General features: G+C 69.0%; 24 protein-coding genes. 15 read left to right on the top strand and 9 right to left on the bottom strand.

The features are described from left to right. Positions 1 to 2 precede the first annotated feature (2 nt). Genes ACLFA2_RS11315 through ACLFA2_RS11305 form a run of 3 tightly spaced genes read right to left on the bottom strand, consistent with a single transcriptional unit; the run spans position 3 to position 2,738 of the window. The gene (locus ACLFA2_RS11315; RefSeq protein ID WP_021198322.1) at positions 3 to 422 is read right to left on the bottom strand and encodes an RbsD/FucU family protein; all 420 of its coding nucleotides are present in this window, start codon (positions 420 to 422) and stop codon (positions 3 to 5) included. 47 nt (positions 423 to 469) lie between these two features. After that, entirely contained in the window at positions 470 to 1,456 is a 987-nt protein-coding gene (locus ACLFA2_RS11310; protein WP_426621328.1) for an aldo/keto reductase, read from the bottom strand. Next, positions 1,443 to 2,738 carry an L-fuconate dehydratase gene (locus ACLFA2_RS11305; protein WP_029258499.1) on the bottom strand — a complete coding sequence of 432 codons (1,296 nt, stop codon included), beginning with the start codon at positions 2,736 to 2,738 and terminating at the stop codon, positions 1,443 to 1,445. The genes ACLFA2_RS11310 and ACLFA2_RS11305 overlap by 14 nt, the downstream gene beginning before the upstream one ends. Positions 2,739 to 2,862: 124 nt before the next feature. On the opposite strand from ACLFA2_RS11305, the gene ACLFA2_RS11300 reads away from it, so the two are divergent. After that, positions 2,863 to 3,723, top strand: coding sequence for a fumarylacetoacetate hydrolase family protein (locus ACLFA2_RS11300; RefSeq protein ID WP_426621327.1), 861 nt, complete (start codon positions 2,863 to 2,865; stop codon positions 3,721 to 3,723). Beyond that, the gene (locus ACLFA2_RS11295; protein WP_426621326.1) at positions 3,705 to 4,469 is read left to right on the top strand and encodes an SDR family NAD(P)-dependent oxidoreductase; all 765 of its coding nucleotides are present in this window, start codon (positions 3,705 to 3,707) and stop codon (positions 4,467 to 4,469) included. Before ACLFA2_RS11300 ends, ACLFA2_RS11295 begins: the two co-directional genes overlap by 19 nt. Positions 4,470 to 4,638: 169 nt before the next feature. Here ACLFA2_RS11295 and ACLFA2_RS11290 read toward each other — a convergent pair whose 3' ends face one another. Then, complete coding sequence (locus ACLFA2_RS11290) at positions 4,639 to 5,613, bottom strand: amidohydrolase family protein (protein WP_426621325.1); 975 nt, start codon at positions 5,611 to 5,613, stop codon at positions 4,639 to 4,641. Positions 5,614 to 5,659: 46 nt separating this feature from the next. Between ACLFA2_RS11290 and ACLFA2_RS11285 the strand changes: the two genes are divergently transcribed. Continuing rightward, positions 5,660 to 6,337 carry a FadR/GntR family transcriptional regulator gene (locus tag ACLFA2_RS11285; RefSeq protein WP_021198316.1) on the top strand — a complete coding sequence of 226 codons (678 nt, stop codon included), beginning with the start codon at positions 5,660 to 5,662 and terminating at the stop codon, positions 6,335 to 6,337. A 28-nt stretch (positions 6,338 to 6,365) separates the two neighbouring features. Here the strand turns inward: ACLFA2_RS11285 and ACLFA2_RS11280 are convergent, their stop codons facing one another. Then, positions 6,366 to 7,028, bottom strand: coding sequence for a transaldolase family protein (locus tag ACLFA2_RS11280; protein ID WP_426621324.1), 663 nt, complete (start codon positions 7,026 to 7,028; stop codon positions 6,366 to 6,368). A 118-nt stretch (positions 7,029 to 7,146) separates the two neighbouring features. On the opposite strand from ACLFA2_RS11280, the gene ACLFA2_RS11275 reads away from it, so the two are divergent. The 7 genes from ACLFA2_RS11275 (at position 7,147) to ACLFA2_RS11245 (ending at position 12,571) form a co-directional block, all read left to right on the top strand. Continuing rightward, entirely contained in the window at positions 7,147 to 8,121 is a 975-nt protein-coding gene (locus tag ACLFA2_RS11275) for a ribokinase (protein WP_021198314.1), read from the top strand. Positions 8,122 to 8,158: 37 nt separating this feature from the next. Further along, positions 8,159 to 8,563: a D-ribose pyranase gene (rbsD, locus tag ACLFA2_RS11270; RefSeq protein WP_021198313.1), complete on the top strand. Its 405-nt coding sequence runs from the start codon at positions 8,159 to 8,161 to the stop codon at positions 8,561 to 8,563. Beyond that, positions 8,563 to 9,375, top strand: coding sequence for a GntR family transcriptional regulator (locus ACLFA2_RS11265; protein WP_426621323.1), 813 nt, complete (start codon positions 8,563 to 8,565; stop codon positions 9,373 to 9,375). The genes rbsD and ACLFA2_RS11265 overlap by 1 nt, the downstream gene beginning before the upstream one ends. A gap of 43 nt (positions 9,376 to 9,418) precedes the next feature. Next, on the top strand, positions 9,419 to 9,775 hold the full coding sequence (locus ACLFA2_RS11260; RefSeq protein ID WP_029267801.1) for a cupin domain-containing protein: 357 nt from the start codon (positions 9,419 to 9,421) through the stop codon (positions 9,773 to 9,775). Positions 9,776 to 9,817: 42 nt separating this feature from the next. Then, positions 9,818 to 10,876, top strand: coding sequence for a PLP-dependent cysteine synthase family protein (locus ACLFA2_RS11255; RefSeq protein ID WP_426621322.1), 1,059 nt, complete (start codon positions 9,818 to 9,820; stop codon positions 10,874 to 10,876). A gap of 71 nt (positions 10,877 to 10,947) precedes the next feature. Then, positions 10,948 to 12,024, top strand: coding sequence for a hypothetical protein (locus tag ACLFA2_RS11250; RefSeq protein ID WP_322955201.1), 1,077 nt, complete (start codon positions 10,948 to 10,950; stop codon positions 12,022 to 12,024). A 31-nt stretch (positions 12,025 to 12,055) separates the two neighbouring features. Next, positions 12,056 to 12,571, top strand: a complete 516-nt coding sequence (locus tag ACLFA2_RS11245; protein ID WP_426621321.1) for a glycine cleavage system protein R — start codon at positions 12,056 to 12,058, stop codon at positions 12,569 to 12,571. A gap of 19 nt (positions 12,572 to 12,590) precedes the next feature. Here ACLFA2_RS11245 and ACLFA2_RS11240 read toward each other — a convergent pair whose 3' ends face one another. After that, the gene (locus ACLFA2_RS11240) at positions 12,591 to 13,274 is read right to left on the bottom strand and encodes a FadR/GntR family transcriptional regulator (RefSeq protein WP_021198307.1); all 684 of its coding nucleotides are present in this window, start codon (positions 13,272 to 13,274) and stop codon (positions 12,591 to 12,593) included. Positions 13,275 to 13,439: 165 nt separating this feature from the next. On the opposite strand from ACLFA2_RS11240, the gene ACLFA2_RS11235 reads away from it, so the two are divergent. From ACLFA2_RS11235 to ACLFA2_RS11220, 4 genes are all read left to right on the top strand, one after another. Continuing rightward, positions 13,440 to 14,675: an aminotransferase class V-fold PLP-dependent enzyme gene (locus ACLFA2_RS11235; RefSeq protein ID WP_426621320.1), complete on the top strand. Its 1,236-nt coding sequence runs from the start codon at positions 13,440 to 13,442 to the stop codon at positions 14,673 to 14,675. 71 nt (positions 14,676 to 14,746) lie between these two features. Then, positions 14,747 to 16,057, top strand: a complete 1,311-nt coding sequence (locus ACLFA2_RS11230; protein ID WP_036331671.1) for an ABC transporter substrate-binding protein — start codon at positions 14,747 to 14,749, stop codon at positions 16,055 to 16,057. A 3-nt stretch (positions 16,058 to 16,060) separates the two neighbouring features. Next, positions 16,061 to 17,023 (top strand): carbohydrate ABC transporter permease, encoded by a 963-nt coding sequence (locus tag ACLFA2_RS11225; RefSeq protein WP_021198304.1) that lies wholly within the window; start codon positions 16,061 to 16,063, stop codon positions 17,021 to 17,023. After that, positions 17,020 to 17,940, top strand: coding sequence for a carbohydrate ABC transporter permease (locus ACLFA2_RS11220; RefSeq protein WP_021198303.1), 921 nt, complete (start codon positions 17,020 to 17,022; stop codon positions 17,938 to 17,940). The genes ACLFA2_RS11225 and ACLFA2_RS11220 overlap by 4 nt, the downstream gene beginning before the upstream one ends. Before the next feature lie 102 nt (positions 17,941 to 18,042). Here the strand turns inward: ACLFA2_RS11220 and ACLFA2_RS11215 are convergent, their stop codons facing one another. From ACLFA2_RS11215 to ACLFA2_RS11205, 3 genes are read right to left on the bottom strand one after another with little or no spacing between them, the layout of a single operon-like run. Further along, positions 18,043 to 19,056: an aldo/keto reductase family protein gene (locus ACLFA2_RS11215; protein ID WP_029267814.1), complete on the bottom strand. Its 1,014-nt coding sequence runs from the start codon at positions 19,054 to 19,056 to the stop codon at positions 18,043 to 18,045. A 52-nt stretch (positions 19,057 to 19,108) separates the two neighbouring features. Beyond that, positions 19,109 to 19,618 carry a hypothetical protein gene (locus ACLFA2_RS11210; protein ID WP_401123334.1) on the bottom strand — a complete coding sequence of 170 codons (510 nt, stop codon included), beginning with the start codon at positions 19,616 to 19,618 and terminating at the stop codon, positions 19,109 to 19,111. A 10-nt stretch (positions 19,619 to 19,628) separates the two neighbouring features. Next, entirely contained in the window at positions 19,629 to 21,041 is a 1,413-nt protein-coding gene (locus ACLFA2_RS11205; RefSeq protein WP_029258515.1) for a PLP-dependent aminotransferase family protein, read from the bottom strand. Positions 21,042 to 21,153: 112 nt separating this feature from the next. On the opposite strand from ACLFA2_RS11205, the gene ACLFA2_RS11200 reads away from it, so the two are divergent. Then, on the top strand, positions 21,154 to 21,462 hold the full coding sequence (locus tag ACLFA2_RS11200; protein WP_426621319.1) for a hypothetical protein: 309 nt from the start codon (positions 21,154 to 21,156) through the stop codon (positions 21,460 to 21,462). Positions 21,463 to 21,477: the final 15 nt, after the last annotated feature.

Here is a 21,477-nt window from a genome sequence, read left to right as displayed (position 1 = left end):
CGTCACGCCGACGCGTGCCCGACGACACCCTTGCGCAGCAGCGCGTTGCCGTACTTGCGGGTCTCGCCCGTGCGCACGAGCAGGTACGCGGCCTTCGCGACCTCGTAGTAGGCGAACCGCTCGACGAAAGCCGTCGTATCCACGGCCGTCCCCGCCGCGGCCATCAGCTCGTTCTGCACGTCGAGCACCTCGCCGTCAGCCGAGGTCATCAGGTCGATACCGGGCGCATCATCCAGAGGGAGCACCGTGCGGATGGCCGCCACGACCTCGGGCGTCGTCGTGCCGGGGAGGTCGATCACCCGTGCGCCCAGACCCCATGCCGGGAAATGCGCGTCGGCGACGACCACGGCATCGGAGTGTCCCATGCGATCGAGGTGCAGCAGCAGCTCTCCGGTGAGCAGGGGATGGATTCCTTCGAGCACGAGTGCTCCTCTCGGTGAGACGTCGGGTGATTCCGGGGACGGGTCGATCAGGCGGGGATGAGGTCTTCCGCCGCCAGGTTCTCCCACAGGGCCGTCGGGATCTCGATCGCTGCGTACTCCGCATTCTGCCGCAGCTGCGCCGGGCGGCTGCCGCCCACCACGACCGATCGCACGACGTCGGACTGCAGCGGGAACTGGATCGCCGCCGCGGGGAGCGGCACGCCGTGGTCGGCGCACACGGCGGCGATGCGCACGAGCCGGTCCCACAGCTCGTCCGGCAGCTGCCCGTACTCGTAGCGTCCGTCGCGACGCGGTTCGCTCGACGCGAGCAGACCCGAGTTGAAGACGGATGCCGCCACGATCCCGGTCCCGGTCTCGCGGCATGCGGGCAGCACATCGACCGCAGCCGGCTGTTCGAGGAGCGTGTAGCGACCGGCCACCATGACGAGGTCGAGGTCGGCCGCGCGCACGGCCGCCGCGAGCGCATCCGACACCATCGACCCGATGCCGATCGCGGTCACCTCGCCATCGGCGCGCAACCCCTCCATCGCGGGCAGAGCCTCGGCGAGCGCGAGGTCGAGGTCGTGCCGCTCAGGGTCATGCAGGTAGAGAAGGTCGATGCGCTCGATGCCGAGGCGCTCGCGCGACTCGTCGACGCTCGTGCGGATACCCGCTTCCGAGAAGTCCCACACGCGCTGCAGGTCATCGGGAACGTGGAAGTCGTTCGCGGTGTCGAGACCGCCGCCGACGTGGTCGGGGTTCGGCCGCAGCAGGCGCCCGGCCTTGGTCGAGAGCAGGTACTCGTCACGCGGCTTGGTCTGCAGGAAGGCCCCGAGCCGACGCTCGGAGAGTCCGAGCCCGTAATGCGGCGCCGTGTCGTAGAAGCGGATGCCGCTCTCCCACGCGGCATCCAGCACGGCCCAGGCCTCGTCATCGGTCAGCGGCCGAAACAGGTTGCCCACGTTCGCGGCACCGTAGCCGAGCGTCGGGACGGTCAGGCGGTCAGGCGCTCCCGCGCGATCAGGCACCGACATGTGCACCCTTCCAGGTGTAGGTCGCGATGCTGTCGGCCTTCATCTCCATGCCCGTTCCCGGCGCGGTGGGTGCCATGTACGAACCGCCCTGGATGTCGGTGGGCACGACGAAGTGCTCGTGCAGGTGGTCGACGAACTCGATCATGCGGCCCTCGCGCGTGCCGGTGACGGCGACGAAGTCGAACATGGACAGGTGCTGCACAGCCTCGCACAGGCCCACACCGCCGGCGTGCGGGCAGACCGGCACGTCGAACTTCGCGGCGAGCAGCAGGTTGGCGATGTTCTCGTTCACGCCGGCGACGCGCACGGCGTCGATCTGCATGACGGAGATCGCCTCGGCCTGCAGCAGCTGCTTGAAGATGACGCGGTTCTGGGCGTGCTCGCCCGTCGCGACGCGGATCGGTGCGACGCCGCGAGCGATCTCGGCGTGGCCGAGCACGTCGTCGGGGCTGGTGGGCTCCTCGATCCAGGCGGGGTGGAACTCGGCGAGGGCGTTGACCCACTCGATGGCCTCCGACACCTCCCAGCGCTGGTTCGCGTCGATCGCGATCGGGAAGTCGGGCCCGCACACCTCACGCGCCTTGCGGAAGCGGCGGATGTCGTCGTCGAGGTCGGCGCCGACCTTGAGCTTGATCTGGGTGAAGCCGTCGGCCATCGCTTCGCGGGCGAGGCGCTCGAGCTTCTCGTCGGAGTAGCCGAGCCATCCGGGGCTCGTGGTGTAGCCGGGATATCCGGAGGCGAGCAGTTGCTGTTCCCTCTCGGCCCGACCGGGCTCGGCGGCGCGCAGGATCTCGAGGGCGTCGTCGCGGGTGAGGGCGTTGGTGAGGTACCGGAAGTCGACGAGGTCGACGAGCTCCTCCGGCGTCATACGGGCGAGCAGCTGCCAGAGCGGAAGGCCGGCGCGCTTGGCCTTGATGTCCCACAGCGCGTTGATGACCGCGCCGATGGCCATGTGCATCACGCCCTTCTCCGGCCCGAGCCAGCGCAGCTGCGAGTCGCCGATGATGTCGCGGAACGTGCCGCCCATGTCGTCGAGGAGGGGCTCGATCTCGCGACCCACCAGGTGACCTGCCAGCGCGTCGATGGCCGCGACCTGCACGTCGTTGCCGCGGCCGATCGTGAAGACGAACGCGTGGCCCTCGATGTCGTCGTCGGCGTCGGTGCGCACGATGACGTACGCGGCCGAGTAGTCGGGGTCGGGGTTCATCGCGTCCGACCCGTCCAGGCTCAGGGACGTGGGGAAGCGGATGTCGGTGGTGTCGAGGGCGACGATACGGCTCACGGGATTCCTCTCGATGCGCGGCTGATTTCTTCCGCGCGGATCTCTTGGAGTGTAAACATCGGATGTCTATACTGTCAACGAGACCGGCCGCCTCATCGCGGCCTCCCGACCGATCAGGAGAAACATGAAGTTCGCGCGGCTCGGCACCCCCGGGAATGAGATCCCCGTCCTCGTGGAGGGCGACCGATACCTCGACCTCCGCCCCGTAACATCCGATGTGAACGGCGATTTCCTCGAGGATGACTTCGTCGCCCGCGTCGCCGCCGCCCGCGATGCCGGCGAGCTCCCCGAACTCGCGGACGCCGCATCGCTGCGCGTCGGCGCCCCGATCGCCCGCCCGAGTGCCGTGATCTGCATCGGCATGAACTACGCGGCTCACGCCGCCGAGTCGGGGTCGGAGCCGCCCACCATCCCGATCCTCTTCCTCAAGACGCCGAACACAGTCGTGGGCCCGAACGATGCGGTCACGATCCCCCGCGGCAGCGAGAAGACCGACTGGGAGGTCGAGCTCGGCATCGTGATCGGCACCCGCACCGCCTACCTCGACTCCCCCGACGAGTCGATGGCGCACGTGGCCGGCTTCGTCGCCGCGAACGACGTCTCCGAGCGCGACTTCCAGATGGCCGTCTCGGGCGGGCAGTGGTCGAAAGGCAAGATCGCGGCCGGCTTCAACCCCACCGGGCCCTGGCTCGTCACCCCCGACGAGGTGGATCACCACGCGCTCGGTCTTCGCAGCTTCGTGAACGGCGAGCCGCGGCAGGACTCGAACACGAGCGACATGATCTTCACCGTCGAGCACATCGTGCACCACCTCTCGCAGTACGTGACGCTGGAGCCCGGTGACCTCATCCTCACCGGCACGCCGCAGGGCGTCGCCCTGTCGGGCAAGTACCCCTATCTCGCCGCGGGCGACGTGGTCGAGATCGAGATCGACGGCCTCGGCCGTCAACGGCAGGAGTTCGTGGCATGGGAGGCCCGGAAGTGAGCGCATTGAACGGACTGGTGGCGATCGTCACCGGTGGAGCATCAGGGATCGGCGCGGCGATCGCCCAGCGTCTGCACGCCGACGGAGCGCGCATCGCGGTCCTCGACCGGGACACCACGGCGGCCGACCCCGCCTTCGCCGCCTTCACAGCCGATGTCTCCGACCGCAAGAGTGTCGACGCGGCGGTGAGCGCCGTGGCCGAGCGGTTCGGGCGCATCGACATCGTCGTCAACAACGCCGGCATCGGCGCACAGGGCGACATCACCGCGAACGACGACGACGAGTGGGCGCGCGTGCTCTCGGTCAACGTCACGGGCATCGCCCGCGTCACCTCGGCAGCCCTCCCCTGGCTGCGGAAGTCTCCGTCCGCCGCGGTCTGCAACACGGCATCCATCGCCTCGACGACAGGGTTGCCGCAACGGGCGCTCTACAGCGCGTCGAAGGGAGCCGTCGCAGCCCTCACCCGCGCGATGGCGGCCGACCACCTGCGCGAGGGCATCCGTGTGAACGCGGTCAACCCCGGCACGGCCGACACCCCGTGGGTGGGCCGACTGCTCGATTCGGCAGCCGACCCCGCCGCCGAGCGCGCCGCCCTCGAAGCACGCCAGCCGCACGGACGCCTGGTCAGCCCCGACGAGGTCGCCGCTGCGGTCGCCTACCTCGTGAGCCCCGCAGCGGGATCGACCACCGGCACCTTCATCGAGGTCGACGGCGGTATGGCCCAGCTGCGCCTGCGCGCGGAGTAGCATCCGCCTGCGTTCCGGTCGCAGTTGACGCCGCCTCCATCGCGCGAGGGCGGCAACAATTGCGACCGGAAGCGCAGAGAACGACGCCGGACGACGGCAACTGCGACCGGAACCGCAGAGACCGACGCCGGACGGCAGCAGCCGCGACCGGAACCACCGAGACCGACGCTCACCCGCGGTGACCGCGGAGCCAACCCCGGAGGCCCGATCGCGGAGCAGCATCAGACGGGATCTGCCGCGGCTGAGCGGTGCGATAGAACCGCTCGGCGTTGCCCCACAGGAGGGCGTCGAGGTCGTGGCCCCGCGACTCCGCCCACGCCACGACGGTGTCGGCCCAGCGCGACCGCGCGGTGGGCTGGTACGTCGCGGAGCCGTCCTCCGGCGCGTGCGGGTCGCCGGGCTCGGCGGGGCCGATGGCCGAGACCGGCCAGTCACTCCCCCACATCAGGCGCTCGATCCCGAAGGCATCCGCCGCCACGTCGAGGAACGGCTCCAGCTGCTCGGCGTTCCAGTCTCCGCCTGCCTCTCCCGGCAGGCCGGAGAGCTTGCAGAAGGTGTGCGGATGACGGGCGAGTTCGGCGAGGTCGCGAGCCCACTCCGCCGACGGCGGGAGCGGCGAGGCCGCCGTGCCGACGGCGGGCTTGCCGAGATGGTCGAGCACGATCCGCAGCTCCGGGATCGCACCGGCGAAACGGGCGATCTCCGGGAGCTGATCGGCGCGCACGCACGCGTCGAAGGTCAGATCGCGCGCGGCGACCTCACGCGCGCCGGTCACGAACGCGGCCGAGACGGCCAGTCCGTCCGGCTCGCCCTGCAGGTTGTGCCGCACTCCGACGACGAGGGGCTCGGCCATGAGCCCCTCCAGGTGCGCGACCGTGTCGGTTCCCCGGTCGAGACGGATGCCGGCGACGATCCCGACGATGCCGAGCGCAGGCGCCAGCCCCGCGACCCACTGCACCTCGTCGAGGAAGTCGTCTTCGATGGTCTCCGCCTGCACGAACACCGATTTCTCCGGGTGCGCGGCGGACAGGCGGGCGAGCCCCAGCTCCCGGTCGGCGAACCGGTACGCCAGCGGCCCCTCGAGCCAGGTGTAGGTCAGCACCTCCGGATCCCAGAGGTGCAGGTGTGAATCGAGAACGCGCATGGCTCCATCCTGCCGGAGACATCCGATCAATCGCTAGGATGACGCCATGGCAGTCACCGACGAGGCGATCGAGAAGATCAAGGCGATGATCGTGGCGGGCGAGCTCGCCCCCGGCGATCGCCTTCCCCCCGAGAAGGAGCTGTCCGAGCGGCTCGGCCTCTCCCGCAGCTCGATGCGCGAGGCGGTCAAGGCGCTGGAGGTCATCCGGGTCCTCGACGTGCGACGCGGCGACGGCACCTACGTGACGAGCCTCGAACCGCATCTGCTGCTGGAGGCGATCGCGTTCGTCGTCGACATGCACGACGACGACTCGATGCTCGAGATCTTCGCGGTGCGCCGCATGCTGGAGTCGCAGGCGACAGGGCTGGCGGCCACCCTCGGCACGGAGGAGCAGATCGCCGAGCTGCAGGACGAGGTCGATTCGGTCGACGCGGCCGTGACCATCGAGTCTCTGGTCGACCACGACATCCGGTTCCATCGCGAGATCGTCGCGATGTCCGGCAACGCGTACCTCGCGAGTCTGATCGAGCATCTGAGCAGCCAGACCGTGCGCGCCCGCGTGTGGCGCGGCCTCACCGAGGGCGGCGCGGTCGAGCGCACCCTGTCCGAGCACCGGGCCATCGCCGATGCGATCGCCCAGCACGACTCCGCCCTCGCGACCTCGCTCGCCACCGCGCATATCGCGGGCGTGGAGCGCTGGCTGCGCCAGGCCGCGGCGAGCTGACCCGCCTGCGGACTTCAGCAGACCGCGCTCACGCGCCCAGGCGCACCATCGCGGCGTCGAACTCGGCGGCCGAGCTGTCGCTCACCTCATGGAAGAGCACCCGGTCGAGCACGTCCGGCGCAGCGGTGAAGTACGGCACTCCCGCAAGGCGCAGACCGGTGATGTCGTCCGGCGAGCGCAGCGATGCGGCGAGCACGTTCGAGTCGCTCCCCGCGCACACCTCCTGCATGCGGGCGATCGTCGCGTCGCCGTCGAGGCCCGCGTCGCGCATCCGTCCGAGGTACGGAGCGATGTACTGCGCACCGATCGAGGCGCACGCGAGGGCCTGCGCGACCGCGTACACGGCGGTGACGAGCACGGTGGCGCCGTCGCGCACGAGAGCGGATGCGGCGGCGAAGCCCGCCGCCGTGGCCGGGACCTTCACGGCCACGCGGTCGCCCAGTGCGCGGATGCCCTCGGCATTGCGGAGGAAGGACGCGCTGTCGCCGCCCCAGGTCTGGAAGAAGATCTCGCGCGCCCCCTCCGACTCCCACCGGGCGTAGAGCTCGGGGATCTCGGCGGCGGTGCGGCCTCCCCGTTCAAGGATGGTCGGGTTGGTGGTGACACCGTGCACCACGCCGGCGGCGAGCAGTCGGGAGACACGGTCGACGTCGGCGCTGTCGACGTACAGGCGTGGCGCGATCGGGTTCATCAGGGTCTCCTCGCGGACAACCTGTCGTTACAGGTGCGGTTTCGGCTAATGTAATGACAGCCACCGCGGTCTGTCAAAGCGTCGGCTACGCCTGCCGTCAAGGAAGATCAGGAGCGAGATGACCCCCGCACACCCCGAGGACCGTACCGGCGTCGTCATCGTCGGCAGCGTCACGGCCGATGTGACCACCTTCTCCGGGCGTCTGCCCGCCAGGGGCGAGACGATTCTCGGGGACGAGTTCACGCTCATGCTGGGCGGCAAGGGCGCGAACCAGGCTGTCGCCGCCGGGCGCTCCGGTGCGCGCACGAGCTTCGTCGGCTGCGTCGGAGACGACCTGTTCCACGACCTGGTCGTCGACGGGCTGACCGCGGCCGGAGTCGACCTCGCGCACCTGCGCACGGTCCCCGGCCCGACAGGCGTGGCGCACATCCGCGTCGACTCGTCGGCGCAGAACGACATCGTCATGGTTCCGCTCGCCAATGCCGCCCTCAGCGCCGCGCAGATCGACGAGGCGCTCGCAGCCCTCGCCCCCACGACCTCGGTGCTGCTCACCCAGCTCGAGACGCCCTCCGCGCTCACCGCCCACATCACCGCGCGCGGTCGCGAGCACGGCATGACCGTGATCCTCGATCCCGCCCCGGCCGCCGAGCTCGACGCCGAGATCTGGCGGAGCATCGACATCGTCACCCCCAACGAGACCGAGGCGACGCTGATCAGCGGTATCGAGGTGACGGATGCCGCGTCGGCCGAGCAGGCCGGACGCTGGTTCCTCGCCCAGGGGGTCGGCGCCGCCGTGATCACCCTCGCGGGCCAGGGCTCGTGCGTCGTGACGGCCGAGGGCGCCTCCGTGATCCCGCCGTTCCCCGTGGATGCGGTCGACACGACCGCCGCGGGCGACGCCTACGCCGGCTATCTCGGCGCGGCGCTCGCGAGCGGCAGCACCCTGGCGGATGCCGTGCGCCTGGCCACCGCGGCCGGCGCGCTGGCGGTCACGAAGCAGGGGGCATCGCCGAGCCTTCCGCACCGCGCCGACGTCGACGCGTTCCTGGCGGAGCGCAGCTCAGCGCACGCCCCCGCACCCGTCGCGAGCTGAACCTGCGAACCGAGCATCCGGAGAACCGAGGAGACACATGCGCAAGACGGCCACCACGATCAATCCGGCGCTGTCCCGCGTGATCAGCGAGACCGGGCACACCGATCTGATCGTCGTCACCGACGCAGGCCTGCCCATCCCCCCGGGATCCGAGCGCATCGACCTGGCGTATCGCCCGGGGGCTCCGGCCTTCCTCGACGTGCTCGACACCGTGCTCGCCGAGCTGGTGGTCGAGGGGGCGACGGTCTCGGCCGAGGTCGCCGAGAAGAGCCCGGAGGTGCTGGCCGCACTGCGCGAGCGGTTCGCCGGCATGGGGTTCGAGATCGACCTCGTGCCGCATGTGGAGTTCAAGAAGCTCAGTCACGGCGCACGGGCGTTCGTGCGGTCCGGCGAGTTCACCCCCTACGCGAACGTGATCCTGCACGCGGGGGTGGCGTACTGATGGCCATCGTCGACGACGCGATCGACCGGCACTCCGCCGCGCCCATGTACGACCAGCTGCGCCAGCTGATCATCGACGGCATCGCCCGCGACGGCCTGCAGCCGGGCGACCCGCTGCCCGGCGAGCACCGCCTGTGCGAGCGCTACGGCATCTCGCGCACCGTCGTGCGCCAGGCGCTCGCCCAGCTGGAGCACGAGGGGCTCGTCGAACGGGTGAAGGGCAAGGGCACGTTCGTCTCCCGCCCCCGCACCAGTGAGAGCCTGGTGCACACGCTCGTCGGTCTGTACGACGACGTCGAGCGCCGCGGCGGACATGTGCACAGCGACGTACTGCGGCACGAGCAGACGACGGCTGACGAGGAGGTCGCACTCGCCCTGGAGGTGCCGGTCGGATCCCCGGTCGTCGTGCTCGAGCGTCTGCGCCACGTCGACGGCGAACCGTGGTCGCTCTCGACGACCTGGATGCCCGAGGCCGTCGGATCCGTCACCCTCGGCGCCGACCTCACCGAGGGCTCGCTCTATCGACTGCTCGCCGAGAACGACATCGTCGCCACGCACGGTGTGCGCTCGGCAGAGGCGACCGTGGCCACGCACGAGCAGGCGCAGCACCTGGGCGTCAGCGCTGGCTCGGCCCTGCTGCGACTGCGCAGCGTCAGCCGCAGCGCCGACGGCACGCCCATCGAGTACTTCATCGCGTATCACCGCGGCGACCGTTCGCGTTTCGAGTTCCAGTTGCAGCAGGAGCAGTCTCAGGCATCGCTCCTGCACGTCGACGGCGACGGCGGGGCCTCCCCGGCCGGAACGGTCGGCTGAGGAGACCCTGTCGGCGGTACCGCGCCGGGTGTACCGTCACCGCATGATCACCGACGATCCCACCCTCACCGACCCCGACCACTACCGCACGCTCTGGGAAAACGAGCACGTCCGCGTGCTCGACTACACCGATGAGCCCGGCGACAAGACGACGCCGCACGATCATCCGAACAGCGTTCTGGTCACCCTCAGCGGCTTCTCCCGCCGCCTCAGCCTGGGCGACCGCTCCTTCGACACCGTCCTCGCCGCGGGACAGGCCGTGTGGTTGCCCGCGCAGCGTCATTCCGGCGAGAACACCGGAACGACGCCGACGCACACCATCCTCATCGAGCTCAAGGGCGATGCGGCAGGCGAGCCGACCTCCACCCACCTCGGCCCCGAGCGTCCCGCCGCCGCGTGATCGACCAGGGTGCCCGGCCGAGTGGCAGGTAGTGTCGAGGGCATGAGCGACTGGACCAGCACCGCGATCGCCCTGCTGGAAGCCGATGCCAACCGCAGCGCCGACACGCACCTGCACCTCTTCCCGCTGCCGCCCGAGTGGGGCATCGACCTGTACCTCAAGGACGAGTCCGTGCACCCGACGGGCTCCCTCAAACACCGCCTCGCGCGTTCGCTGATCCTCTACGGCCTGGTCAACGGACGCATCCGCGAAGACACCACGCTCGTGGAGTCGTCGAGCGGATCGACCGCCGTGTCCGAGGCGTACTTCGCCCGCATGCTCGGGTTGCCGTTCATCACGGTCGTTCCCCGTTCGACCGTGCAGGAGAAGATCGACCTCATCGAGTTCTACGGCGGGACCTGCCATTTCGTCGACCGTGCGGAGGACATGTCGCCCGAGGCCCAACGTCTGGCCTCCGACTGCACCGGCCATTACCTCGACCAGTTCACGTTCGCCGAGCGCGCGACCGACTGGCGCGGCAACAACAACATCGCCGAGAGCGTGTTCAGCCAGCTCGCTCAGGAGCGGCATCCGATCCCCACCTGGATCGTCACGGGTGCCGGTACCGGAGGAACCAGTGCCACGTTCGGCCGGTACATGAAGTACCGCCGACATGACACGAAGGTCGCGGTCGTCGACCCCGAAGGCTCGGCCTTCTACGACGGCTGGGCAGGGACCGTGGATCCGCCGGCCGGGCGCCCGAGCCGCATCGAGGGCATCGGCCGCCCCCGGGTCGAGGCCTCGTTCGTGCCGACCGTGATCGACGAGATGATCCAGGTGCCGGATGCCGGGTCGATCGCCGCAATCCGCCTGCTGCGCGAACGCACCCTGCACTGGGCCGGCGGGTCGACCGGCACCAACCTCTACGGTGCGTTCCAGCTCATCGCCCGGATGCGGGCCGCGGGCGAGACCGGCAGTGTCGTGACCCTGATCTGCGACAGCGGCGTCCGCTACGCCGGCACCTACTACTCCGACGAGTGGGTCGCCGCCCAAGGCTGGGACCTCGCCCCGCACCGCGCGCGCCTCGATACGTTCCTGGAGTCCGGGGTCTGGGGGGACTGAGGGCAGTCGAACCCAGGGCGGAGTCGCGTGCCAGTCATGCCCGGTTGACAGAGGTCGCTAACCTCAGCTTGATGACCAAGATGCACCGCTCCGCCCTGGAAAATACGACCGGCCAGCAACCGTGGAAGGCCTCCCTCTGGTTCGAGCCCGCGATGTTCGGCCTCATCGCTGCAGGCGTGTTCGCCCTCGCTCCGCCTCCGAACCTCCCCGGAGACTATGGAGACCAGTACGCCGCCATCGGCACATATCTCACTCCAGTCCTGGATCAGTCCCTCGCCGCCCTCGGTGTCGTCGGCACAATCATCGTGTCGATTGCCGTGATGACACGCTTTGGGCTCGACGCGGAAACCCTTCACCCGAAGCTCCACCAGATTCTCACCACCGTGCTCTTTGTCACGTTCTTGCTGCTCCTCTTCATGGCGGCCTGCAGTGTGCGCATCGCCGCTGGTGACAGCACACGATGGCCGGAGACAGTCGTCGTTCTTGTGTTGACCTGGATACTCTCGCTGGCGGCGCGTCTCGCGATAGGTCGCACATCACCACAAACAGCAGCCGATCAAGAGACTGAGCGCTGGCGACGCCAGAGACGACGCGCTCAAAGTTATGGCATCCGCCGCACTGACGATCCCCCCGCTCATCCTTACCGAGGCGCGATCCTCGTACTCGTCGCTCCTTCTGTTCTTTGGCTCGTCGTCATAGCCTTCGTCGCGGTGCTGACGGCAGAGAGCACCGACGCCTGGCGCGAGTTCGCGCTGCCTCTCTACTGGACACTCCCGACAATCACAATTGCCACGATCTCGATCATGTGGTGGCTGACACGCGACATGTCCATCGCCGCAAACACAACTTTGCTGCTCGCGTCACCGCTCGTTGCGATTGCACTCACCTGCGGGGGACTTCTCACCCTCATCGTGTTCTTGGCGCACGAATCCACTGCTCCTTGGTTTGGTGTGGGTGTTGGAGCGATCGTGCTGGTCCTCGCGCAGGTGACCTTCCTGACCCTCACACCCATCCGACGACGTGTTCCCTGGATCCGTGACGCAGAGGACTCGGCAACGATTCGGTCCTTACGCAGATCACGAAAGAATGCAAAGAGGCTCAGGGAACGCGCAACAGCCGCCAGTGCCGCTCACATGACCTCCATCTGAGGGCTTGAGCGCTACGGGCTACGCTGGCCGCATGACTACTCTGATCCTCACCGTCGCGGGTGCAGACCGTCCTGGCCTCGTGGCCGCCGTCGCCGATGTCGTGGATGCGCACGGCGGCAACTGGGAGAACAGCTCGCTGGCCGAGCTTGCCGGCACGTTCGCCGGCGTGATCGAGGTCTCGGTCGCGGATGACCGGGAGGCCGAGCTGTCGTCCGCGCTGCGCGGCCTGCAGGGTCAGGGACTCCTCACGCTCGCCGTGCTCACCGGCACCCCGGATACGGCTGCCGACGACGATCAGCTGCTCGAGATCCAGGTGCTCGGCAACGACCGCCCCGGCATCGTGCGCGAGGTCTCCGGCGTGCTGAGTGCGCACGCCCTGAGCATCGAGGAGCTCGCCACCGAGACTCGAGATGCCGCGATGGCCGGAGGGCGTCTGTTCGAAGCGTCGGTGACCGCGAAGGTCCCCGCCTCCGTCGACCTCGACGCCCTGCGTGCCGACCTCGAGCGCATCGCCGCCGAGATCCAGGTCGACATCACCCTCGGCTGACCGGCCCGCAGGACGCGCGTCAGTCCTCGAGCCCCGAGTACCGCCGCACCCAGTACTCGGTGTACGCGACGTGGGCGGAGGCCGCGGCACTCGCGGCGACCGGGTCCGCCGCCGCCAGGCCGCGCAGGATCGCGCGGTGCCCGGCATCGGAATGCACCTTGAGCTCGGCCGCATCCTCGGGGTCGGAGATGCGATACGCCCGCGACCGCGATCGCAGCACGTCGATCAGGCTGGTCAGCGCTTCGTTCCCCGCGACGCCGGAGATCGCCATGTGGAACTCGTGGTCGAGCCGCGACTGCGCCTCGAAGTCGGTGGTCGCCTCGATCTCGTCGAGCACGCGGTCCAGGGCCTCCACGGTCTCGTCGTCGATGCGGGCGGCGGCGAGCGCGGCCGCATGCGGTTCGAGCACGCGGCGGAGTTCGGTCAGTTCGAGCACTCCCGCCATCGGCAGCAGCCCGACCGTGAGCGACAGACTGCCGATCAGGTCGGCCGCGCGCAGCTCGCTGACGTAGCTGCCCGAGCCGTGACGGGTGTCGAGCACGCCGAGGGCGGCCAGCATCCGGATCGCTTCGCGGAGAGACCCGCGGGAGACGCCGAGACGTTCGCAGAGCTCGCCTTCGCTCGGCAGTCGGTCACCGGGCCGCAGCGCACCGTCGGCGATCAGCGCCCGCAGCCCGTGCAACGCCGTGTCGAGTGCGCTCATCGTCATCCTCTCTGACACTCCCCCACCCCTCGTGAAGTCTGTCGGAACTCCCCTTCGCAGGAAACTCGTATGACAACTATGTTTCATCTTCACCTTTTCATGGCAGTTTTCCACGGCATGTGGCAAAGTTGTGCAACAACTCGCCCGACTCATTGATGAGGACTGATGCCCACACCGCTGTTCCCCGCACCGCTCACGCTGAACTCCGGCATGCGAGCGCGCGACGCCTGGCCCCTCGACCCGGCGGTGATCCACCTCAATCACGGATCCTTCGGCGCGGTCCCGTCCGTCGTCGTCGAGCACCAGGACGCCCTGCGCCGCCGCGCGGACCTCAGCCCCGTCGAGTGGTTCCCGCGCATCGCCGAGCGCGTGCAGGCGGCCCGCGAGCGCACCGCCCCGTTCGTGGGCGCGCGCGCCGAGGACAGCGCCTTCGTGCCCAACGCCTCGGCCGCCGCGACCGTCGTCTACAACGCCCTGCAGCTCGAAGCCGGCGACGAGATCCTGGTGACCGACCAGGGCTACGGCGCCATCACCATGGGAGCCGAGCGCCTCGCCCGCCGGTTCGGGGCGCGCGTGCGCACCGTCGCCCTGCCGCTGCTCTCCTCCGACGACGAGATCGTTCAGCTCTTCGCCGATGAGCTCACCCCCCGCACGCGTCTGATCGTGGTCGACCAGATCACCTCCCCGACCGCCCGCGTGCTGCCCACCCGACGCATCGCCGATGCGGCAGCCGAGCGCGGCGTGCGCACGCTCGTCGACGGCGCCCACGCCCCCGGCCTCATCCCGGATGCGGCCACCGTCGCGGGTGGCGACTGGTGGTTCGGGAACATGCACAAATGGCCGTGCGCCCCGCGCGGCTCCGCCCTGCTGGTGACCTCCGCCGCCGACCGCGACGAGCTCTGGCCGCTCATCGACTCGTGGGCCGCGCGGGAGGCGTACCCCTCCCGTTTCGACACGCAGGGAACGATCGACGCCACCACGTACCTGGCCACCCCGACCGCGATCGACTTCATCGAGAGCGAGTTCGGCTGGGCCTCGGCGCGCACGGCCATGGCGGAGATCGCGGATGCCGGGGCCGAGCTGATCGCCGAAGCCCTGCGCCCGTACGGTGACGAGGATCCGCTCACGCCACTCCCCTCTCCGGTGCCGTCGATGCGACTGGTGCGTCTTCCGCTCGGGCTCGGCGCGACCCGCGAAGAGGCCGACGCCCTGCGGATGGACCTGCTCGACGAGGTCGGCGTCGAGACGGCGTTCACGAGCTTCCGCGGGGTCGGCTACTTCCGGCTCTCGGCCCACCTCTACAACGAGGCCGCCGACTACGAGACCTTCGTCGAGCGCTGCGTGCCGCAGATCCTGAGCCGGGCCGGCATCCGTCGCGCCGACTCCCTCATCGTCCCCTGACCGCAACACCCACCCGACCGCAACACCCACCCGACCGCAACACCCACCCCCACCCCACCGAGAGGCACATCGTGAAGAACAAGATCTTGACGACCGCAGCGGGATTCGGCACCGTCGCCGTCCTCGCTCTCACCGGCTGTTCCGCAAGCTCCGGCCCGTCCACCGACGGCACCGTCACCCTGCAGATGGTCGAGAGCCTGACCAACCCCGCCCGCACCGAGCTCCTGCGCGGGCTGCTCGACGACTTCGAGAAGGCGAACCCGAAGATCACGGTCAACCTCGTCTCGCCTCCCACCGAGCAGGCCGACGCGAAGATCCAGCAGATGCTGCAGTCCGGCAAGGGCGTCGACGTGCTGGAGGTGCGTGACATCACGGTCGGGCCGTTCGCGAACAACGGCTGGCTCTACGACCTGGGCCCCAACCTCGAGAAGTGGGACGGCTGGGACGCGCTGACCGACAACGCCCAGTCCGCTTCGGTCGCCGCCGACGGCAAGAGCTATTTCGTGCCCTACGGCTTCTACGGGCTGTCGCTGTTCTACCGCACCGACCTGGTGAAGGACGCGGGCTTCGACGGTCCGCCGCACAGCTGGAAGGACCTTCTGGAGCAGGCGAGCACGATCCAGGACCCGTCGAACAACATCTACGGCTACGCCTTCCGCGGCGGTCAGAACGCCAACAGCAACGTGGTCGCGGCGATCGAGGCGTACACGATCGACGGACTCGACGTCGACGACGCGTTCCTGATGGAGGACGGCTCGACCATCTTCGCCGCACCCGAGGCACAGGACGCCGTCGACGACTACTTCGATCTGTTCAAGGAAGCCTCCCCGCCCTCCGCGGTCTCGTGGGGCTACCCCGAGATGGTCGCCGGCTTCACGAACGGCACCACGGCGTTCCTGCTGCAGGACCCCGAGGTCATCGCGACCGTGCAGGACTCCTCGCTGACCGAGGACCAGTGGGACACCGCTCCCCTGCTCGTCGGCCCCTCGGGCAAGGCCGCGCAGCCACTCGCCGTCGCGGGCTGGGGCGTCGCCGAAAACAGCGAGAACAAGGAGGCGGCCGTCAAGCTCGTCGAGTTCCTGTCGTCCGCCGAGCCCGCCACCGAGTTCGCACAGGCCAACAGCCTGGTGCCGATCATCACGGCCGCCGCCGACGACGAGTTCTACTCGTCCGGCCCGTGGACCAGCTACGTCACCATGACCGAAGACCCGGAGACCTACGTCAACGTGCGCCAGCCGCGCGGGGTCAGCTGGTGGACCGAGTGGATCCAGAAGTCCGACCAGGACGTGCAGAACGTGCTGCTGGGCAACATGTCGACCAGCGACCTGCTGGCCTCGTGGGATGCGTTCTGGACCGAGAAGTACGCCGCGGAAAAGGGCTGACCTGTGGCCCGCACCGCTCAGAAGGGAGGCTCCGTCGGCACTGCTTCGCAGCAGACCGCCGCCGGGGCCTCCCCGGCATCCCGCCGACGCCCGTTCCGCGGCCGCCAGGCGTGGACGCTGCTGGCCTTCCTCGCGCCGGCGATCGTCTTCGTCTGCTGGTTCACCTACTGGCCGATGCTGCAGGGCGCGCGCATGGCCTTCCACGACTGGAACCTGTGGGACCTCACCTCGACGCCGTTCGTCGGCTTCGACAACTTCCTCGCGGTGTTCCGGGATCCTGCCTTCCCGACCGTGGCGTGGAACTCCGTGCTCTGGGTCGTCGGCTCGCTCGTGCCGCAGCTCGTGATCGGATTCCTGATCGCCCTGGCCCTGCGCAAGAGGTTCCGCTTCCGCGGCCTCTACCAGGCGCTCGTGTTCTTCCCGTGGGCGGTGTCGGGCTTCCTGATCGGCATGCTGTTCCGCTGGATGTTCAACGCGGAGTTCGGCGTGGTCAACGACCTGCTCATGAAGGCGGGGCTGATCGACGCCCCGCTCCCCTGGTTGGCTGATCCGAAGCTCGCGATGTTCGCGGTGATCGTCGCCAACGTCTGGTACGGCGTGACGTTCTTCGCGATCATGATCCTCGCGGCGCTGCAGTCGGTGCCCGACGAGATGCTGGAGGCGGCGAGCCTCGACGGCGCGGGCAAGTTCCGGCAGCTGTTCTCGATCATCATCCCGTACATCTCGATGACGCTGCTGCTGACGATCCTGCTGCGGGTGATCTGGATCTTCAACTTCCCCGACATCATCTACGCGATGACCAACGGCGGACCCGCCAACCAGACGCACATCATCACGACCTGGATGATCAACTACACCCAGCAGGGCAACTACGGCTTCGCGAGCGCGATCGGCCTCATCGTGATGGCGGTCCTGTTCGTGTTCTGCGCGTTCTACCTGATGGCGATGCGGAGAGTGCAGCGATGACCATGACAGACGCTTCGCGGACAGGTTCCTCGATCACCGAGACCCGGCGCATCACCGTCCCCGATCCGGCATCCGCCCCGCGACCGAAGCCGCGTGTCACGGTCGGCGGTGTCATCCGCGTCGTGGGCCTCGGCCTCTGGCTCGTGATCACGCTGTTCCCGCTGTACTGGATCGCGCTGACGTCGATCAAGTCGCCGGGGACGATCAACCGGTTCCCGATCGAGTACTGGCCGAGCGAGCCGTCGCTCGAGAACTACATCAGCCTCTTCCAGAAGAGCTCGTTCGGCGTCTTCCTCGGCAACTCCGCCCTGGTCGCGGTCGTCGGCGGTGCCGTGGCCACCCTCATCGCCCTGTTGAGCGCCTACGTGCTGGCCCGGTTCGAGTTCCGCGGCAAGGGGACGATCCTGATCGCGTTCCTGCTCACGCAGATGATTCCGGCGTTCATCGCGCTCGGCCCGCTGTATTCGATGATGACCGACCTGGGACTGGTCGACACCAAACCCGGGCTGATCCTCGTCTACATCGCGATCTGCATCCCGTTCTCGACCGTCATGCTCCGCGGCTTCTTCGAGAACGTGCCGGACGCGCTCGAAGAGGCGGCGATGATCGACGGATGCTCACGCCTCGGCGCTCTGTTCCGGGTGCTCGTCCCGGTGATGACCCCCGGCATCATCGCGGCGTTCATCTTCAACTTCGTCAATTGCTGGAACGAGCTGTTCCTGTCGGTCGTGCTCATGAACACCGACGCGAACCGCACCGTGCCGTCGGCGCTGAACGGCTTCATCTCGACGTTCAACATCGACTGGGGTTCGATGAGTGCCGCCGCGGTCCTGACGATCCTGCCGACCATGGCGATGTTCGCCCTCGCGAGTCGCTGGATCGTGCAGGGCCTGACCGCGGGTGCCGTCAAGGAATGACCGTCGCCGAGACCCACGCCCAACGTCGAGACCCACCCGCGCGTACGTCAGCGGGGGTGGGTCTCGACGTTACCGATGGGTCTCGGCGTCAGATCAGGGCACTCAGACCAGGCGCGACTTCGGCGACACCGAGTAGGTGTTCTCGGCGTCGCGGTTGACCGTGTCGCCGAGGGCCGCGTCGATCGCCGCCATCGTGTCGGCGTCGAGCGTCACGCCCGAGGCCTTGACGGTCTCGGCGAGCTGCTCCGGACGGGACGCGCCGACCAGTGCGGCCGCCACGTTCGGGTTCTGCAGCACCCACGCGATCGCGAGCTGCGGCATCGACAGGCCGGCCTGCTCGGCGATCGGCTTCAGGCGCTGGACGGCGGTGAGGATGTCGTCCTGCAGGAAGCTCTTGATGAAGTCGGCGCCGCTGTGCGGGTCGGTGGCGCGCGAGCCCTCCGGCACCGGCTGACCCGGCAGGTACTTGCCACTGAGCACGCCCTGCGCCATCGGCGACCAGACGATCTGCGAGATGCCGAGCTCTTCGGACGCCGGGACGACCTTGCCCTCGATCACACGCCACAGCATCGAGTACTGGGGCTGGTTCGAGATGAGCTGGATGCCGAGCTGCTTCGCGAGGGCGTGCCCTTCGCGCAGCTGCTCGGCGGTCCACTCCGAGACGCCGATGTAGAGCGCCTTGCCCTGGCGGACGACGTCGGCGAAGGCCTGGAACGTCTCCTCCAGCGGGGTCTCGTAGTCGAAGCGGTGTGCCTGGTACAGATCGACGTAGTCGGTGCCGAGGCGCGCGAGCGAACCGTTGATCGATTCGAAGATGTGCTTGCGGCTCAGGCCGGTGTCGTTCGGCCCCTTCGGACCGGTCGGGAAGTAGACCTTCGTGAAGATCTCCAGGCCTTCGCGGCGCTGCCCCTCCAGGGCCTTGCCGAGCACGACCTCCGCCGCCGTGTTGGCGTACGTGTCGGCGGTGTCGAAGGTGGTGATTCCGGCGTCGAGGGCGGCGTGGACGGTCTTGACGGCGGCGTCGTCGCCGACCTGCGAGGCGTGGGTGACCCAGTTGCCGTAGGTGATCTCCGAGACCTTGAGACCGCTGTTGCCGAGATAGCGATAGTTGACCATGGATCAACGCTACTGGCTGACACCGTCAGCGGGGCCGGACGCGAGGAAGAGGTCAGGCCGACGCAGGAGCGGCGCGTGCCCGGAGCACGGCGACCACCCCGCCGAGCATCAGCAGGGCTGCCGCGAAGGCGCTGATGATGTAGAACGCTCGCACTCCGGGGAGGGAGACGCCCGCCGAGATCATGAAGGTATCGGCCAGCGCCATGCCCGGGGCGAACGAGGCGAGGAAGAAGCCCGGGGCTCCGAGCATGAGCAGACTCAGGAAGCCAGCAGCCGCGATCATCGGAGCGGCCCTCGACGTCATCGCGATCACACCGAGGGCGAGGGCGAGCACGACTCCCACCCCGAGAATCATGAAAGTCGTCGGCGCGTTGAGCGACTCACCCGCTCCGCTCAGCTCAGCTCGGATCTGGTCGAGAGTGAGCCCGGGAGCGGCCGCGAGCGGCGTCCACTCCAAGATCTGCACCGCGGCGAGCGCAGCATAGATCGTGACGGCGAGCACACCGGCGATCGAGATCCACAGCGTCTGCATCCGCATGGTCCGACGCTGCATCCGAGTCATGCGGGTCAGCCTAGGAAGACATCCCGAGAGTCTCCCGATACTCGCGCCAGGCCGCTCCGAGGCGGCGGATGCCCTCGGCGAGCACATCGTCGGGGGCGGTGAAGGGGATGCGGATGTGATCGTCCGGCGACGCGGAAACGGCGAACGCCGCACTTCCGGCGATCGAGACACCGTGTGCGGCCGCCGTTCGGGCGAGCGCTGCTGCTGACCCCACGGGCACCCGCACCCATAGCGACAGCCCGCCACGGGGCGGCTCGACCGTCCAGTCGGGCAGGTGCTCTGCCATCAGTCGCTGCAGCAGCCGGAGCCGCTCCTGATGGATGCGGCTGTTCGCGCGGCGCAGGTCGTCGGCGCGGGCGATCAGATCGAGAGCGAGCAGCTGACCCGGCACGCTGGTGGACTGGTCGGCGAGCTGACGCGCGCCACGCAGCCGCCGTACGAGCACGGGGTCCGCCCGCAACCAGCCGATCCGCAGGCCCGCCCACACCCACTTCGACACCGACTCGACCACGATGACGGGCGCGTCGGCGCGCTCGGCGGCGAGCGTGGGCGGCACCACCCCGTCGAAGGAGATACCGGCGAGCACGCGATCCTCGATGACCGGAACGCCGTACTGCGCGGCGAGCGCGGCCACCCGATGCCGAGCAGCTGCAGGCAGGCGCGACCCGGTCGGGTTCTGGTGATGCGGGTTGAGGGCGACGAGTACCGGACGCAGACGAGCGAGGGCCTGCTCCAGCGCGTCGACGTCGAGACCGTCGTCGCCCATCGGGACGCCGTGCACCGAACCGCCGCGCAGGCCGACCGAATCAGTGACGCCCGGCCAGGTGATCTCCTCGGCGAGCACGATGTCGCCAGGGCCCACGAGCGCGTTGACGACGAGACTGATGGCCTGCTGCGCGCCGTGCGTGACGAGGATCTGCTCCGGTGTGGTCGGTGTTCCCTCGGCGGCGTACATGTCGGCGATGAGGGTGCGCAGCGCAGGCAGGCCCGCAGGGTCGGTCTCCGGCAGCAGGGCGAGGTCAAGCCGCGGCTTGTGATCGCGAATGAGCTGCACCCCGAGGTCGGAGATCTGCGGCACGGTGCGCAGGAGATCGATCGCGTTCGGCAGCGCCGAGAAGAGGGCCTCTCCGCGTCCTGGTCGTGAGGCAGGCACGGCGGTTGCGGCTGTCCCGGCGATGCGGGTGCCGCTCCCCTGCCGCCGGTCGACGAGACCGCGGTCCGCGAGGTCGCCGTACGCAGCGACGACCGTGCCGCGCGAGACGGACCCTGCCGCTGCCAGTGCGCGCTCCGCGGGCAGCCGGTCCCCCGGGCGCAGCTCTCCACTTGCGATCAGACCCTCGATGCCTCGCGCGAGCCGGGCGGCGAGAGTGCCGTCTCCCTGTGTCCAGCGGCCGAGCCGCGCCGAGAGCGCCTCCGAGGACACGTCACCTGCGTGGACGAGAGATGCCGCTCGTACCGCAGGAATGGCCGATGCCTGATCCATTGGCCCGCTATTGGCCCTGTCCATCACGCTCATGAGAACCGATTCTGGACCAATGAACACACATCTCGCCACTCGTCTTTCAGAGACTGGACCGATCAATCCCGATTGGACCATCGCGCAGCTCCTGGAGTGGCTCAGCGATGATGTCCGCCAGCACGATGTCATGCTTCAGCATCCGCTCGCCCGCATCGAGGCACTGATGACCGGGGCGCGCTGGGCACGCACCCCGTCGACCGTGGCGTTGATCCGCTCGATCGCCGCCGCCGTCCGCGACGAACCGGTGCGGGGAAGCATCCGGGTCGGCGAGCTCTCCCTGCAGCAGGCGCCACGGATGCCGGAGCGGATTCCCCAACCCGCCTGACCGGAGCCTGGCGCA

It is taken from the genome of Microbacterium sp. As-52 (genome assembly GCF_049949185.1).
GTDB lineage: Bacteria > Actinomycetota > Actinomycetes > Actinomycetales > Microbacteriaceae > Microbacterium > Microbacterium maritypicum_A.
This window is presented reverse-complemented; position numbering and strand designations above follow the sequence as displayed.

Excerpts from the sequence above, each read along its gene's own strand:
- ACLFA2_RS11285 (WP_021198316.1), top strand. The coding sequence starts at position 5,660 with ATGGCAGTCACCGACGAGGCGATCGAGAAGATCAAGGCGATGATCGTG.
- ACLFA2_RS11200 (WP_426621319.1), top strand. The coding sequence starts at position 21,154 with ATGAACACACATCTCGCCACTCGTCTTTCAGAGACTGGACCGATCAAT.
- ACLFA2_RS11290 (WP_426621325.1), bottom strand. The coding sequence starts at position 5,613 with ATGCGCGTTCTCGATTCACACCTGCACCTCTGGGATCCGGAGGTGCTG.
- ACLFA2_RS11245 (WP_426621321.1), top strand. The coding sequence starts at position 12,056 with ATGACTACTCTGATCCTCACCGTCGCGGGTGCAGACCGTCCTGGCCTC.
- ACLFA2_RS11280 (WP_426621324.1), bottom strand. The coding sequence starts at position 7,028 with ATGAACCCGATCGCGCCACGCCTGTACGTCGACAGCGCCGACGTCGAC.
- ACLFA2_RS11310 (WP_426621328.1), bottom strand. The coding sequence starts at position 1,456 with ATGTCGGTGCCTGATCGCGCGGGAGCGCCTGACCGCCTGACCGTCCCG.
- ACLFA2_RS11235 (WP_426621320.1), top strand. The coding sequence starts at position 13,440 with ATGCCCACACCGCTGTTCCCCGCACCGCTCACGCTGAACTCCGGCATG.
- ACLFA2_RS11275 (WP_021198314.1), top strand. The coding sequence starts at position 7,147 with ATGACCCCCGCACACCCCGAGGACCGTACCGGCGTCGTCATCGTCGGC.
- ACLFA2_RS11255 (WP_426621322.1), top strand. The coding sequence starts at position 9,818 with ATGAGCGACTGGACCAGCACCGCGATCGCCCTGCTGGAAGCCGATGCC.
- ACLFA2_RS11215 (WP_029267814.1), bottom strand. The coding sequence starts at position 19,056 with ATGGTCAACTATCGCTATCTCGGCAACAGCGGTCTCAAGGTCTCGGAG.
- ACLFA2_RS11220 (WP_021198303.1), top strand. The coding sequence starts at position 17,020 with ATGACCATGACAGACGCTTCGCGGACAGGTTCCTCGATCACCGAGACC.
- ACLFA2_RS11210 (WP_401123334.1), bottom strand. The coding sequence starts at position 19,618 with ATGACTCGGATGCAGCGTCGGACCATGCGGATGCAGACGCTGTGGATC.
- rbsD (WP_021198313.1), top strand. The coding sequence starts at position 8,159 with ATGCGCAAGACGGCCACCACGATCAATCCGGCGCTGTCCCGCGTGATC.
- ACLFA2_RS11300 (WP_426621327.1), top strand. The coding sequence starts at position 2,863 with ATGAAGTTCGCGCGGCTCGGCACCCCCGGGAATGAGATCCCCGTCCTC.
- ACLFA2_RS11295 (WP_426621326.1), top strand. The coding sequence starts at position 3,705 with ATGGGAGGCCCGGAAGTGAGCGCATTGAACGGACTGGTGGCGATCGTC.
- ACLFA2_RS11265 (WP_426621323.1), top strand. The coding sequence starts at position 8,563 with ATGGCCATCGTCGACGACGCGATCGACCGGCACTCCGCCGCGCCCATG.
- ACLFA2_RS11240 (WP_021198307.1), bottom strand. The coding sequence starts at position 13,274 with ATGAGCGCACTCGACACGGCGTTGCACGGGCTGCGGGCGCTGATCGCC.
- ACLFA2_RS11260 (WP_029267801.1), top strand. The coding sequence starts at position 9,419 with ATGATCACCGACGATCCCACCCTCACCGACCCCGACCACTACCGCACG.
- ACLFA2_RS11250 (WP_322955201.1), top strand. The coding sequence starts at position 10,948 with ATGACCAAGATGCACCGCTCCGCCCTGGAAAATACGACCGGCCAGCAA.